Annotated in this window: 11 protein-coding genes; 8 read left to right on the top strand and 3 right to left on the bottom strand. The window is 43.1% G+C overall.

Translation table 11 applies throughout. The features are described from left to right. Positions 1-225: 225 nt before the first annotated feature. Positions 226-2,148, bottom strand: a complete 1,923-nt coding sequence (locus QUF73_12035; protein MDM5226936.1) for a heavy metal translocating P-type ATPase — start codon at positions 2,146-2,148, stop codon at positions 226-228. A 227-nt stretch (positions 2,149-2,375) separates the two neighbouring features. Continuing rightward, complete coding sequence (locus QUF73_12030) at positions 2,376-3,554, bottom strand: MFS transporter (GenBank protein MDM5226935.1); 1,179 nt, start codon at positions 3,552-3,554, stop codon at positions 2,376-2,378. 161 nt (positions 3,555-3,715) lie between these two features. Between QUF73_12030 and QUF73_12025 the strand changes: the two genes are divergently transcribed. The 4 genes from QUF73_12025 (at position 3,716) to QUF73_12010 (ending at position 8,601) form a co-directional block, all read left to right on the top strand. Further along, positions 3,716-4,099 carry an OsmC family protein gene (locus tag QUF73_12025; GenBank protein ID MDM5226934.1) on the top strand — a complete coding sequence of 128 codons (384 nt, stop codon included), beginning with the start codon at positions 3,716-3,718 and terminating at the stop codon, positions 4,097-4,099. Between the two features lie 144 nt (positions 4,100-4,243). Next, on the top strand, positions 4,244-5,386 hold the full coding sequence (locus QUF73_12020) for an acyl-CoA dehydrogenase family protein (protein MDM5226933.1): 1,143 nt from the start codon (positions 4,244-4,246) through the stop codon (positions 5,384-5,386). A gap of 893 nt (positions 5,387-6,279) precedes the next feature. Next, positions 6,280-7,341, top strand: coding sequence for a calcium/proton exchanger (cax, locus tag QUF73_12015; GenBank protein ID MDM5226932.1), 1,062 nt, complete (start codon positions 6,280-6,282; stop codon positions 7,339-7,341). 438 nt (positions 7,342-7,779) lie between these two features. Then, the gene (locus QUF73_12010; GenBank protein ID MDM5226931.1) at positions 7,780-8,601 is read left to right on the top strand and encodes a YfkD family protein; all 822 of its coding nucleotides are present in this window, start codon (positions 7,780-7,782) and stop codon (positions 8,599-8,601) included. Between the two features lie 38 nt (positions 8,602-8,639). On the opposite strand, the gene yfkAB is transcribed toward QUF73_12010, so the two are convergent. Beyond that, positions 8,640-9,761, bottom strand: coding sequence for a radical SAM/CxCxxxxC motif protein YfkAB (yfkAB, locus tag QUF73_12005; protein ID MDM5226930.1), 1,122 nt, complete (start codon positions 9,759-9,761; stop codon positions 8,640-8,642). A 163-nt stretch (positions 9,762-9,924) separates the two neighbouring features. Here yfkAB and QUF73_12000 point away from each other — a divergent pair, with 163 nt between their 5' ends. The 4 genes from QUF73_12000 to QUF73_11985 all read left to right on the top strand — a co-directional run bounded on the left by QUF73_12000 (position 9,925) and on the right by QUF73_11985 (position 14,480). Then, positions 9,925-10,554 carry a hypothetical protein gene (locus QUF73_12000; GenBank protein MDM5226929.1) on the top strand — a complete coding sequence of 210 codons (630 nt, stop codon included), beginning with the start codon at positions 9,925-9,927 and terminating at the stop codon, positions 10,552-10,554. 141 nt (positions 10,555-10,695) lie between these two features. Continuing rightward, the gene (gene ggt, locus QUF73_11995) at positions 10,696-12,402 is read left to right on the top strand and encodes a gamma-glutamyltransferase (GenBank protein ID MDM5226928.1); all 1,707 of its coding nucleotides are present in this window, start codon (positions 10,696-10,698) and stop codon (positions 12,400-12,402) included. 140 nt (positions 12,403-12,542) lie between these two features. Then, the gene (locus QUF73_11990; GenBank protein ID MDM5226927.1) at positions 12,543-12,725 is read left to right on the top strand and encodes an SE1561 family protein; all 183 of its coding nucleotides are present in this window, start codon (positions 12,543-12,545) and stop codon (positions 12,723-12,725) included. Between the two features lie 201 nt (positions 12,726-12,926). After that, positions 12,927-14,480: a fumarate hydratase gene (locus QUF73_11985; GenBank protein ID MDM5226926.1), complete on the top strand. Its 1,554-nt coding sequence runs from the start codon at positions 12,927-12,929 to the stop codon at positions 14,478-14,480. Positions 14,481-14,488: the final 8 nt, after the last annotated feature.

Here is a 14,488-nt window from a genome sequence, read left to right as displayed (position 1 = left end):
TAAAAACAAAGGCGGAAGCGCCTTGCCCATATAGGAACGCAGACTAAGAACGCCACGTCCTGTGGCAACGTCTGCATGACCCCCATCCTGGGGGCCCCAAGCACAAGACGAGCCTCACAGAAAGGCGTCCTTTGCCTTTGTGGGAGGATTGGTTTGTGACCTCGAGGGGGTAGGCGCTAGAGCCAGACAAATAAAAGCCTGGGAAACTGAGTTCCCAGGCTTTCCTTATGATCTCAATAACCTCAGGCTGTTTAAGATAACTAAGATGGTGGACCCTTCATGGCCGATTACCCCATAAGGAAGGTCAAGTATCTGCAGGAAGTTGGATGCAATTAGAAACATAATGACCGTTATAGAGAAGATGACATTTTGTTTGATAATGCGATTCATGCGGTTTGAAAGTTCAATGGCTTCTGCAATTTTCGGCAGGTCATTTTTCATTAAGACAACATCAGCTGTTTCAAGCGCTACATCCGTTCCTTCGCCCATGGCGATTCCCACGTTCGCAGTTGCAAGGGCAGGGGCATCGTTTATTCCGTCACCGACCATGGCGACATTGCTGTATGTTTCCTTCAGCTTTTTTAAATGCTCCACCTTGTTTTCAGGCAGGCATTCAGCTATATGCTCATTAACATGGCTTTCGCTGGCAATTGCGGCTGCCGTTGTCTGGCTGTCTCCAGTAAGCATGATGGTGTAAATTCCTTGCTGCTTCAAAAGGTCAATTGCCTGTTTGGTTTCTTTACGGACAACATCCTTCAAGGAAATAAGGCCAATTACTTCTTCATTTTTCTGTACAAAGACAACAGTTTTTCCTTCACTTGCCATGCGATCGGCAGCAGCTTCTGCGAATGCCTTGGCCTCTGTTTTACCGACAAAAGAGGCTTTGCCGATTTTCCATTCATCTTGATCAACTTTGGCTTTGACTCCAAATCCGGTAACATCTTCAATGCTTTCCGGACGAATAAGGGATTCTGATAGTGTTTCTTTGGCATATTTGACTATGGCATTTGCAAGCGGGTGGTTTGAATGACTCTCAATGGAAGCTACCTTTAGAAGCAGATCTTCCCTGGAAAGACCATCCTTGACTACTACATCGGTTACTTCCGGTTTTCCTTTTGTCAGTGTGCCGGTTTTATCAAAGGCGATTGCTTTAAGATGGCTTAAGTTTTCGAGGTGCACGCCGCCTTTAAACAGAATTCCGTGTTTCGCACCATTTGAAATGGCTGATAAAGTCGCGGGCATGATCGATGCAACCAGGGCACAAGGTGAAGCGACGACAAGCAGAATCATTGCCCGGTAAAAGGTTTCTGTCCAGCTCCATCCCAAAAGAAAATGAGGAGCAAACATCATTAAAACGACAACAGCCAATACCACTTTGACATAGGTTCCTTCAAACTTTTCAATGAAAAGCTGTGAAGGAGATTTCTCACTTTGGGCTGATTGAACAAGCTCAATGATTTTTTGAAAAAGGGTTTCGTTATTTGGTTTTGTTATTTCAACTGTAATCGATCCGTTTAAATTCACAGTACCGGCAAATACCTGGTCATCTGCCCCTTTGGAAACTGGCAGTGATTCACCCGTGATGGCTGCCTCATCCAATGATGAATGGCCTTTTACGATCATTCCATCCGATGGAACCCGCTCACCTGGTTTCACCAGGATTAAATCCCCGATCTCCAGTTCAGACACATGCACACGTTCCTCAGACCCGTCTATGATCCTCAGTGCTTCTTCTGGCTGCAGTTCCATAAGGGAAGAGATTTCTTTATGGCTTTTGTTCATGGTGTATGTTTCTAATGCGCCGCTGACCGCGAAGATAAATATCAGGATTGCGCCTTCTGTCCAATAGCCGATAATGGCTGATCCGATCGCAGCAAATATCATCAGCATTTCAACATTCAGTTCTTTATTCTCAATGGTCTCTTCGATGCCTTCTTTTGCTTTCGCAAAGCCGCCGATAATAAAAGCCAGCAGGTAAGCGGCAATTGATGCAGCTTCCATTTGGCTTCGGTCTAATAGCCAGCCTGCCATAATCAATACACCGCTTAAGAGTGCGGCAATCAGTTCAGCATGTGGTTTGATTTTTTCTAAAAGGTTTTCTTCAGATACATTGCTGCTTTTAAGCAGAGCCTTTGCCTCCATACTCATCGTTTGTCCTCCTAAAAATGAATTTAAAGTTTTGTCAGTTGTCTTATTGAGAAGAATAATCACATTCAATACCCCTAAAAAACGACGAAAGCTGCCACCAGTTAGGTGACAGCGTTAAAATCCAGTCATATCAGGTAATGCAGCTAGCATTATGCAAATATTGTATTCTATTACACTTATTTTACTATATAGCCTATGAAAAGAAAAGTTAAACAGTTACATGAAAATTAAAACGACTGGCTTTTCTCCAATACCTCCTGTTTACTCCCAAACAATGTGACTGCGCCAAAAATAATCAAAAGCATGACACTGATAATATTGAAGAAGCTTATGGATTTGAATAATTCAATGAAAAGGCCGCCGAAATAGGGGCCAATCAGGCTGCCGATGCTAAATGCTACACCGCATAGCAGGTTGCCGGTTGGGAGCAGGTTTTTTGGCATTAAGTCTGCCATATAGGTGATGCCAAGTGAAAAGGTTGATCCGACGGCCATGCCGGCAATGAATAAGCAAACTGTCAGAGCAAAAACCAGTTCTTCGAGCATACTTGCGGCGACGAAGCTGATAAACCCGATAAAAAGAATACTCATTAACACATTGCGTCTTCCGAATTTATCACTCATGATCCCTAATGGAAGCTGAAATATGATTCCGCCGATTGCAAATGAAGTCAGCAGCAGGGAAACACTTGAAACTTCCAGCCCGATGCGCAGGCCGTAGATAGGGAAGCTGCCGTTCAAGGAGGCTTCAAGAAATCCATAGCCCAGCGCAGGCAAGAAGGCAACCCATCCATATTTTGTGGCTTTTGAAAAACGCTTCATTGTCTCCCTGAATGAGTTGATTTCAATGGACTGTTCAGGGAAGTCATTTTTCAAAGTAAATAAGAACAGCCAGGCAATCAGACAAAGTATGGAAGAAATGATAAATGGCACGGTTTCATTAATTTTTACAAGCGGTGCCATTAATGGCCCTACTGCAAATCCTACACCGAAGAAAAGTCCATATAATGAGATATTCCGGCCGCGTTTGTTTTCAGGTGAAAAGGATGTGATCCATGTTTGGGTTCCGAAATGCAGGGCATGGTCGCCAATTCCAATTAACAGCCGGAGAATGAACCAAAACCAAAAGGATTTCCAGAGAGGAAACAGGATGAGAGATACCACCACTAATAAACCTCCAAGGATAATAACCGGTTTATAGCCGTATTTTCGCAATGGATATTCCATAAAAGGAGAGATGAGCAGGATTCCAATGTATAAACCTGTTGCATTCAAACCATTCAAACTGGAGGAAATGCCGTCATTTTCAAAAATAATCGCAATTAAAGGAAGGAGCATTCCCTGGCTAAAACCTGAGATGGCAACAATGCTGATGAGAATCCAAAAACGCATTGTTTCTTTATTCATAAAAAAACCTCATTTTCTGACGTGAAATATAAATGTCTCCTAAATGATGGTATCGGGAATAGGGAATCTTGGCAAGAGAAAGTTGCTGGTCATAATATTTTTGTTTGTAGATAAAATAGTGTAATCTCTAATAAATGAAGATAAAAAAAGGGGCGAATACCATGGAATTTAAAATGAAGGAAGAAGCAGGCTTCTATACCGATTTGCCATTTGGACGCCTGGATGTTGCCGGGGATGAAGAGTATGGCTTCAGACCGTACCAGCTGCTTGTCGCTTCGCTGGCTGTGTGCAGCGGGGGTGTTTTGAGAAAAATCATGAAAAAAATGCGCATGGAATTTGAAGACATCGAAATAAAAACCAGTGTGGAAAGAAATCCTGAAGCCGCTGACCGTGTGGAGAAGGTACATATTCATTTCATCATAAAAGGAACGGACTTAAATGAGGCCAAACTTCACAAAGCAATGGAATTGACTAGAAAAAATTGTTCAATGGTGCGCTCAGTGGAAGGAAGCATCGAAATAGAAGAGACATTTGAACTTATTTAAAACGCAAACAAGGAAGAGGATGCCTCTTCCTTGTTTTTATAATGCAAGCTTTTCATCAGTATCTTTGTGAAGGGTATATGAAAAATAGTATAATAATTCCTATAAAAATAATAAGATTTAAAAATAGAAGTGAGGTGCCCCACAATGAAATTCCAAGACTTACATACAGCTGAAGAAAGAATCCAGCTCATGGAAAAACTCTCGGAAACGTTTTTATCAAGAGCTGGAAAAAATGATGAAGAGGGTCTTTTCCCCTTTGAAAATATAAAAGAACTCAAAGAATCAGGCTATACATCATTAACAGTCCCCAAACGATACGGAGGAAAGAAAATCTCCCTTTCTGAATTTCTATGCCTCCAGGAAAAGATTGCTGAAGGAGATGGATCCACAGCCTTATCCATTGGCTGGCATATGGGCATTATCAAAAGCCTTGGCGAGAAAAATAACTGGGAAGAATCCGTATTTAAGGATTTATGTGAAGAAGTGAAAAAGGGAGCATTAATGAATAACTGTGCAACAGAACCGCAGACGGGCAGCCCGACAAGGGGAGGAAAGCCGGTTACCACTGCCAGAAAAGAAGAAGGTTTCTGGATCATTAATGGCCGGAAGAGCTTTACGACTATGGCCCCTGTGCTTGATTACTTCAATGTGAGCGCCACGATTGAAGAAAGCGGAGAAATAGGAAATTTCTTAATTCCGAGAAGTTCCGAAGGCTTGGAGATAGAGGAAACATGGGACAGCATTGCCATGAGGGGAACGGGAAGCCATGACCTTCTTTTAAAAAATGTAAGGGTGAAGGAGGAAGCGCTTGTTGAGCTGTTTCAGCCTGGCAAAAAAGGAGCAGCCGGCTGGCTTCTCCATATACCGGCCTGTTATTTAGGCATTGCACAGGCTGCTCAAGATTATGCCATTACATTTGCTAAAAATTATTCCCCGAACAGCATTAGCGGTGCCATCATTGATTTGCCCAATGTTCAGCAAAAAATTGGCGAGATGGAGCTTGAACTCATGAGAGCACGCCATTTTCTCTATTCCGTTGCAAAGAAATGGGATGAAGCAAACGATGAAACCAGAAGCAGGATGCAGCCTGAATTGGGAGCAGTTAAGCTGGCTGTGACAAACGCTGCCATTATAGTAGTCGATTTGGCTATGCGGGTTGCAGGTGCTCGCAGTTTATCAGCAAAGAATCCTCTGCAGCGCTATTACAGGGATGTGCGTGCCGGACTGCATAATCCGCCAATGGATGATATAACGATTCAAGCTTTAGCAAAAAACGCTATAAACTAACCTGGAACGATGCTGTCTTAGCAGCCGCAGTTATTTGTGTAAAAAACTTTTATCATTGTTGCCCCATCGCCTGGTGATTGGGGTATTTTGTTGTCTTCAAGTCTATATTAGCTTTAAGTTCGGACAGTAAAAGTCGTGGTTTGTGTCTAAAGTCGCCCTGAATTCGGACAAGAGAAGAGGAAAAACCGTTGACTGTGTCCGAAGTCTCCCTATGTTCGGACACAAGAAGAGGGAAAAGCATGAATTCTGTCCGAAGTCTCCCCGTGTTCGGACAGGAGAAGAAGAAAAACCGTGGTTTGTGTCTAAAGTTGCCCCGTGTTCGGACGGGAAAAGAAGAAAAACCGCGGATTGTGTCCGAAGTCGTCCCGAGTTCGGACAGGAGAAGAGGAAATACCGTGGTTTGTGTCTAAAGTCGCCCTGAGTTCGGACAAGAGAAGAGGAAAAACCGTTGACTGTGTCCGAAGTCTCCCTATGTTCGGACAGAAAAAGAGGGAAAAGCATGAATTCTGTCCGAAGTCGCCCCGTGTTCGGACAGGAGAAGAAGAAAAACCGTGGTTTGTGTCTAAAGTTGCCCCGTGTTCGGACAGGAAAAGAAGAAAAACCGCGGATTGTGTCCGAAGTCGTCCCGAGTTCGGACAGCAAAAGCTAAATTTCTGTTCATTCAGTCCCAATCATTACCATATACCTTAGGAATTACAATGATTTTACTAAACCAGAGTTCTGGAATGGGGTTCCCTGTTATTTAAAAATGCCTAAATCCTGCTTCAAGTTTGAATTTTTTTGAAATCGGCTAAAGAGAAAGAACGTTTTACATAAACTCACTGCATATAATCACATAGGCAGGAATGAGAAGGCAATACTAAAAAATATTAAAAACGTAAGGAGAAGAAGATATGACAAATAAAGTTTTCATGATATTGGCGTTTGTAGGTGTGCCGGTGTCTGTAATCGGAACATTGATGCATTGGTCCAATATTTTGCTGTTTGTGATCTATTGCATCACCATTATCGCATTAGCCAGCTATATGGGAAGGGCGACAGAAAGCCTTGCCATAGTAGCCGGCCCCCGAATTGGAGGGTTGCTGAATGCCACCTTTGGAAATGCGGTTGAACTGATCATTTCGATTTTTGCTTTAAAGGCCGGCCTGGTTGGTGTTGTTCTTGCATCACTGACAGGATCCGTATTGGGGAATTTACTGTTAGTTGCAGGACTTTCATTTTTCGTTGGCGGAGTTAAATACAAGACCCAGTCCTTTAATGTCTATGATGCCCGTCATAACTCAGGACTTCTGATGTTTGCCGTCATTGTGGCTTTTGTGATTCCTGAAGTTTTTTCAATGACAATGGATGAAGCTGAAACGATTACTTTCAGCATAGGCATCTCTGTCATTTTAATAGCTCTTTATTTAGCGGCCTTGTTCTTCAAACTGGTCACTCATCGGGGCGTCTATCAGTCTAACGGGGAAGACGGAGGCTCTCATGAGGAGGAAACTCCGGAGTGGAGCAAAGGAAAAGCCATTGCTGTACTTGCCATTTCGACCATTGCCGTTGCTTATGTGTCAGAGAATCTGGTTCACACCTTTGAAGAAGTTGGAGAAGCGTTTGGCTGGACAGAACTGTTTATTGGGGTAGTTATTGTGGCAATCGTGGGAAATGCAGCTGAGCATGCTTCAGCCATCATTATGGCTTATAAAAATAAAATGGATATAGCTGTTGAAATTGCTGTTGGTTCCACGCTGCAGATTGCAATGTTCGTAGCACCGATCCTTGTACTGCTTTCATTAATGTTCCCGGCTGCAATGCCCCTTGTCTTTACAATGCCTGAGTTAATTGCCATGGTGACAGCGGTGCTGCTGATGATTGTCATTGGCAATGATGGAGAAACCAACTGGTTTGAAGGCGCCACTCTGCTGGCAGCTTACGTTATAATGGGAATCGGATTTTATCTTTTATAGTTATGACCAAACAGAAAACCGGCTCTGAATAAATCTCAGGGCCGGTTATTTATATTGGCATTTAAGTACTTTTTTAAAGGATTATGTTTTTCAGAGAATGGTTCTGTTCGCTTTCGTCATTGATCACCAACCTTTACGCTGATTTTTGACCATTAACCTGACTTGCAGATGACTTAACAAAAAAACGATTCTCCTCCTTTTACATAGTAGTGGGGTTGATTTCCACTGCCCTCCTTTTGTTTAGTAAGCCTATTATAAAACATTATTAGATATTTGTAAATATTCAGATTTTTACAAAATCATTACAAATGAAATATTTTTGCTATTGATTCTTCCTTAAATCGCTCCCTTATTTTTCACGGGAGGGATAATATCCACTTTCTCCGAAAAAACTATTATCAACCTAAAAAGATTGTGACTTGAAAGGAGAAAGACACCATGAAAAAATACGTAAGCATTCTTTTTTTAGGTCTTATATTAATGCTGTCATTCCATCCGGCCGCAGAAGCGCAGAAAGGGACTGAGAAACCGGCAAAACAGCCGCCGAAGGCTATTGCTGTCCCTAATTCGGTGCTGAATGTTACTAAGGAAAATACGTATCCGAATCCGGCGCAGGATATGCCGACACTCCAGCCGAGTGAATTAACCCAGCAGCTCATTGATTCATCCAAGGTTAAAATCGAAAATCCGGATCTCATTCGGATGCTGAATGAAACTTCTGTGAGCAGCACTCCGTTCGCACTCGGATACAGAGCCATCGTATATCTCGGTCAGTGGCCGCTTAATTATGAGTCTGCTGAAACCTCCCCTAATTGGGAATATCAGAGGATTAACACGAATTATTTCGACAACCGCGGCGGCAAGGCTCTTTACCAGATTCATTATGTGCAGGAAGCCCAAAAGGTTGTCCGTGGAGGTCTGACTGCCAAGGTTCCCAATGCCGAGGATGTAAAAAAGATGATGCTTCTCAAAGCTATGGAGAAATCCGGTCTGCCTCTTGCTTTTGAAACGATTGTTGGCGCAGGCACCAAAAAAGATCATATCTATAATATTCCGCCCAAAAGATTGGGGTATCTATACGGCTATGCTCCTGCAATCAACGAAAAGGGGAAAGTAACGTATGGAGAAGTGTATTTAATGCTAAAAGGCAGCAAGAAAATGATTGTCATTAAAAATGTCACTTCACAGGGAATAGGTGCCTGGATTCCGATTCAGGATCATGTGACGTTTGGGTTTGTTGTTTCCGAAAGGCCTAGATAATAAAAAAGCCAGCCTTACATTTAGGCTGGCTTAATCTATTATATATTCGAGCGTCTTGTTTTAAAATCTGTATCTTTATAGTAGCTGTTCTTTACAAGAACGTTAGGGCCTAGGCATCTAACCCCCGCACAATGACAGTTCAGAGAATCAGCGAGTTCAGTTCTGCTCCACTTTTGATAAATATCCTCAAGCTGATCAGTTTGGATATTTCCAAGAGGCGGTGTATCGCCAAAGTCAGTGACAATGACATCGCCGGTGAAAATATTTATATTCAGCCGTGATCTTCCGTCAGGGTCATTCCGGACGGTTACATTATTTGATGAATGCAGTCTTCTTAAAAGCTCCAGGTCTTCTTTATTGCTGCTGCAGGCATAAAAGGGAAGGGTGCCAAACAGCATCCATGTATTCTCATCCCGGATATCCAGCAGATGATGGATGGCTGATCTCATTTCTTCAAGAGTTAAAGTTTCTAATGACGAGGCGAAGTCTGATGGATACATCGGATGGACCTCATGACGCTGACAGTGCATTTCTTCTGTAATCTGTTTATGGATTTTTTCCAGATAAGGCAATGTCCGTTTGTTGAGCATTGTTTCAGCAGAAACCATCACCCCCGCTTTCACGAGCTCCCTGCTGTTTTCAATCATCCTGTTAAAAAGCCGCTGACGCTGCTCGATTGTCGGCTTTCGCTCCATCATCGCAAAGCCGCCCTCGATAAAATCCTTCTCAGTTCCCCAATTATGAGAAATATGAAGGACGTCCAAATAAGGAATGATTTCTTCATACCGGGCTAACTCCAATGTCAGATTAGAATTAATCTGAGTTCTGACCCCTCTTTCGTGTGCATAGCGAAGCAGCGGCGCAACATAATTTGCAACCGATTTTTTTGAAAGCATAGGCTCCCCGCCGGTAATGCTCAGTGAGCTTAAAAGAGGAATTTCATCCAGCCTCTTAAGCATCAAATCAATGGGCAGGGCATCGGGGTCCCTGGGCTGAAGTGTATAGCCGACAGCGCAGTGTTCACAGCGCATATTACATAATACAGTTGTTGTGAATTCAATATTTGAAAGCACCAATTTTCCGTGCTGATCGATATCGGAATAAGCTTCCCATGGATCATTTTCCGGTGTGATAGGTGAAAGTTGTGTTTTCATATGTATCTCCTTTTAAATCTAAGTCCTTTGTCATTATTTAATCTTTCGTATTCCTTGTCAATCGATAGTTTGGACTAAAAATAATATAAAAACGTTTAATTTCTCCTCCTGCGGGAATTAACTCAATAACAAACGAGAAACACTTTTTAACTTAAGAGGAGGATTTAACATGGAACAGAATAACACTTATAATACAGCAAACACAACAACTGCTTTGAGATCAGATTATGGACAGGATATGAATTATGACCATGATAACGGACAAAACAGCAAGCTGATGAAAGGGATTGTGATTGGCGGCATTATTGGCGGAGCCTTAGCTATGCTTGATGCCTCAACAAGAACGAAAGTGAAAACGAAAGCAATGGATCTTAAAGATTCTTCTGCAAACCTCATTTCAGAAGTGAGGGAAAATCCTGGTGATGTAAAGGAAAATATGATTAACCAGTTTAAGAGTGCTTCTAATACACTGAAAGAAGCCATTAAAGATGCCCAAAGTTTATATCAGCGTGTCAATGAAGATGTTTTCGGAAACATGGATATGGTAAAAGAAGTATCTAATGAAGCCATGTCAACAGCAAAGGAAGCGAAAAGCGAGCTGGCTGATATCGGGTCAAAAGTAAAGGAAGCAGGTTCAGAATTAATGGAAAGTCCTGTTGAGAACGGCGGAGCTTCCTCTGGATCAAACTATCAGGCAGCAAGCTCAGTGAGCAGTTCAGAAACTGCATTCCCGGTAGAGCGTGGGGAAAGTGCAGTCACTTATAGTCCTGAGACTCAAAAGAACAGCAATAACCTTTAATTAATAATATAAAATTTCCTCTGCTCGTATGAGTGGAGGATTTTTTTATTGGTTCTTCTTCCTAATGATGGTTGTTTTATATATACACGGAGGGGGTAACCCTTAACTATAGGTATAGGACATTTTTTGGAGGTTACATTTATGGGTTATAGACGAGGGAAATCATTATCAAAGGATATGGAAAAACAGTCTTACGAAAGAGAAACAGCAGTTGGAACTGCAGGGATGGTAGTCAGCCCTCATTCAGTTGCCACGGATATAGGTGAAAAAATACTGCGGGAGGGCGGCAATGCAGTAGATGCTGCAGCAGCCATCCAATTTGCTTTAAATGTAGTAGAGCCAATGATGACAGGCATTGGAGGAAGCGGATTTTTAATGGTTTATGACAATAAAAAGAAAGATGTAAAAATATATGATGGCCACACAAGGGCGCCAAAAGGCGTGCATCCGGAAATGTTCCTGAATGGCGATGGGGAAGTAATCGATTTTCGCAAACGCTCTACGCATGGAACAGCGGTAGGGATTCCGGGTATCTTAAAAGCTTTTGATACAGCTATTAAGGAACACGGTTCAAAGTCATTAGCCGATCTGATCCAGCCGGCAATCAAAGCTGCTGAGAGCGGTGTGGAAGTGAACTGGGTGATGGAGGAAGCTCTTCAAAACTTTCATTACAGGCTGGGTGATGAAGCGAAAGCCTTTTATTTTCCGGAAGGCAAATCTCTAAAAGAAGGTGACAGGCTAGTCAAAGATCATTTAGCCAGGACATTCAGGATCCTGCAAAAAGAAGGAATAGCCTCCTTTTATGAAGGAGAGATAGCAGAAGCCATCGTAGAAACTTTAAAAGAAGAAGGCGGCTTTATGACGCTTGAGGACCTAAAGAATTACCGGCTTACCATTGATGAACCGATATGGGGCGAGTATAAAGGCTATAAGATTGCTTCGTCAGCTCCTCCAAGTGCAGGCGGAGTAACAGTCATCCAAATACTAAAAATGCTGGAGAAGTTTGATTTAAGCCAGTATGACGCAAAGTCCTGGGAAAAGTATTATCTGATTACCGAAGCCATGCGTTTGGCATTTGCGGACAAAGTTGCCTATTCAGGTGATCCGGAATTTTCAGATCTCCCTATTGAAGGCCTGCTTCATGATGATTATATTGCTGAAAGGGTTAAAGCCATTAATTTTAAAAGAAGAAATGATGCGATTGATTTTGGCAACCCTTGGAAATATCAAGAAGGCGAACCAAAGCCGATTATCCGCCAGCCTGATGATTTAGAGAAAAGTGAAACAACTCATTTCACGGTTGTCGACCAATGGGGCAATATTGCCGCATGTACATCAACCGTTGAGCATCCATTTGGGTCAGGGATTATGGTAAAGGGCTACGGATTCTTATTAAACAATGAGCTTACAGACTTTGATGCCAACCCTGGCGGAATCAATGAACCAAATCCGGACAAAAGACCAGTCAGCTGCAAAAGCCCGACGATCTTATTTAAGGATGACCAGCCCGTTCTAACTCTTGGTTCTCCAGGCGGGCCGACCATTATTGGCTCGGTTTTTCAGACGATCGTGAATATCATTGATCATAAGATGAATTTAAAGGAAGCCATTGAAGAGCCTAGAATCTTTGCCACCACAGGCCCGCTCATTGAATGGGAGCCGGGAATAAGCATGGAATCCAAAGGCGAAATGGAATCAAGTGGATTTGAATTTGGAGATAAACCAAGCCGAATCGGGAATGTTCAGGCCATTCAGATCGACCGGGAGAAAGGCCGTCTATATGGTGCTGCTGACTCCAGCCGTGAAGGTAAGGCAGCCGGAATTACAGAGGAGCAAATCAAAAGCTGATGCCAACTTTGGCGTCAGCTTCATTTTTAAAGATGAGTATATTGAGCTGTGAAATACAGGGGCATAATAAATACAAATGTGCATTTGCCGAAAAGCCGCTTTTCATGTAGGATGTAATCGAGACGAAAGGAGAGAACGTTTTGGGCAGTCCGATTCAAGATAAGAATTCACAGGTTACTTTTCTAAAACAGCGCTTAAATATGTTCCTGGACGTACTGGAAGCTATTGAGCCGGAAGACACCGAACTTGAAGACATCGACCGTCTGATTGAAATGATCGATGACCTCGAATCCAAGTGCCGTGAATTTAATAACCGCGATTAATTAAGTAAGGGCCTAAGGGCTCTTTTTTTATGGAAATTGCTTCTTTCGTTTCACGAAAATTTCCTCTTTCATCCTGTAAACGATTGCAACCTTTGTCTTTAAATACGAGTCAGATAGGAGTATAATGATAGACGATTAATAATTGTAATTTTCATAATAGATATAAGCTATATAGGGAGCAAAGGGAAGGGGACTAAAGCAATGAATATCGACAAATTTCAGGAAAGCATGTATCAGCTGATTGTTGAGACATCCACTAATCTTCCGCGTGATGTGCGCCGTGCAATCAAATCAGCGAAAGAAAGAGAAAATGCTGGCACTAGAGCAGCTATGAGCTTAGATACCATTACGAATAATATTAAAATGGCTGATGATAATGTGTCGCCAATTTGCCAGGATACCGGATTGCCGACGTTCAAAATCAAGACGCCAGTCGGTGCTAACCAGCTGGTCATGAAGGAAGCGATCAAAAACGCAATCGCACAGGCAACTAAGGACGGAAAGCTTCGCCCGAACTCTGTTGATTCCTTAACTGGCGCCAACAGCGGGGACAACCTTGGCTTTGGGACGCCTGTCATTAAATTTGAACAATGGGAAAAAGATTATATTGACGCCCGGCTGATTCTTAAAGGCGGCGGCTGTGAAAATAAAAATATCCAATATAGCCTTCCTTGCGAACTTGAAGGCCTTGGCCGAGCTGGACGGGACCTTGATGGAATCCGTAAATGCATCATGCACTCTGTATACCAGGCGCAGGGACAGGGATGCAGCGCCGGTTTCATCGGTGTCGGCATCGGGGGAGACCGCTCTTCAGGCTATGATCTGGCGAAAGAGCAGCTGTTCCGTTCTGTAGATGATGTAAATCCTAATGAAGACCTCCGCAAACTCGAGGATTACGTGATGGAGAATGCAAATGAGTTAGGAATCGGAACAATGGGCTTCGGCGGCGAAACAACACTTTTAGGCTGTAAAGTTGGTGTTATGAACCGTATTCCTGCAAGCTTCTTCGTTTCTGTTGCCTATAATTGCTGGGCATTCCGCCGCCTTGGCATGGCAATCAGCATGGAAACAGGCGAAATTAATGAATGGATGTACCAGGAAGGCGAACACATCGACTTCGGCGCATCTGAAGCCGAACTTGAGACAGCGGCAGCAGCAGAAACAGCTGAACAAACAAATATCGTTACATTACAGGCGCCGATCACTGAAGAACAAATTCGCAATCTTAAGGTTGGTGATGTGGTACAAATTAACGGCATGATGTACACGGGCCGTGACGCCATCCACCACCATTTGATGGACAATGATGCACCAGTCGATCTTATTGGCCAGGTTATTTACCACTGCGGCCCGGTCATGATGAAAGATGATGAAGGCCAGTGGCATGTAAAAGCTGCTGGACCGACAACAAGTATTCGTGAGGAGCCTTATCAGGGCGATATCATGAAAAAGTTCGGCATCCGTGCTGTTATCGGTAAAGGCGGGATGGGGCCGAAAACATTGGCAGCACTCCAGGAGCATGGCGGCGTTTACTTAAACGCAATCGGCGGAGCAGCACAATATTATGCTGACTGCATCAAGTCAGTTGAAGGCGTGGACCTCATGGAATTCGGTATTCCGGAAGCTATGTGGCATCTGAAGGTTGAAGGCTTTACTGCAGTTGTGACGATGGATTCCCATGGAAACAGTCTTCATAGGGATGTAGATAAATCTTCGCTTGAGAAATTGGCTCAATTCAAAGAGCGTGTATTCTAATAAATGAA

Origin of the sequence: Cytobacillus sp. NJ13 (assembly GCA_030348385.1) — a bacterium.
GTDB lineage: Bacteria > Bacillota > Bacilli > Bacillales > Cytobacillaceae > Cytobacillus.
Note: the sequence above shows the minus strand (reverse complement) of the source record. Positions and strands in the feature narration are given on the sequence as shown.

What these genes read in the sequence shown, in the direction of transcription:
- QUF73_12035 (MDM5226936.1), bottom strand. Translation starts at nt 2,148, where the DNA reads ATGAGTATGGAGGCAAAGGCTCTGCTTAAAAGCAGCAATGTATCTGAA.
- QUF73_12030 (MDM5226935.1), bottom strand. Translation starts at nt 3,554, where the DNA reads ATGAATAAAGAAACAATGCGTTTTTGGATTCTCATCAGCATTGTTGCC.
- QUF73_12025 (MDM5226934.1), top strand. Translation starts at nt 3,716, where the DNA reads ATGGAATTTAAAATGAAGGAAGAAGCAGGCTTCTATACCGATTTGCCA.
- QUF73_12020 (MDM5226933.1), top strand. Translation starts at nt 4,244, where the DNA reads ATGAAATTCCAAGACTTACATACAGCTGAAGAAAGAATCCAGCTCATG.
- cax (MDM5226932.1), top strand. Translation starts at nt 6,280, where the DNA reads ATGACAAATAAAGTTTTCATGATATTGGCGTTTGTAGGTGTGCCGGTG.
- QUF73_12010 (MDM5226931.1), top strand. Translation starts at nt 7,780, where the DNA reads ATGAAAAAATACGTAAGCATTCTTTTTTTAGGTCTTATATTAATGCTG.
- QUF73_12000 (MDM5226929.1), top strand. Translation starts at nt 9,925, where the DNA reads ATGGAACAGAATAACACTTATAATACAGCAAACACAACAACTGCTTTG.
- ggt (MDM5226928.1), top strand. Translation starts at nt 10,696, where the DNA reads ATGGGTTATAGACGAGGGAAATCATTATCAAAGGATATGGAAAAACAG.
- QUF73_11985 (MDM5226926.1), top strand. Translation starts at nt 12,927, where the DNA reads ATGAATATCGACAAATTTCAGGAAAGCATGTATCAGCTGATTGTTGAG.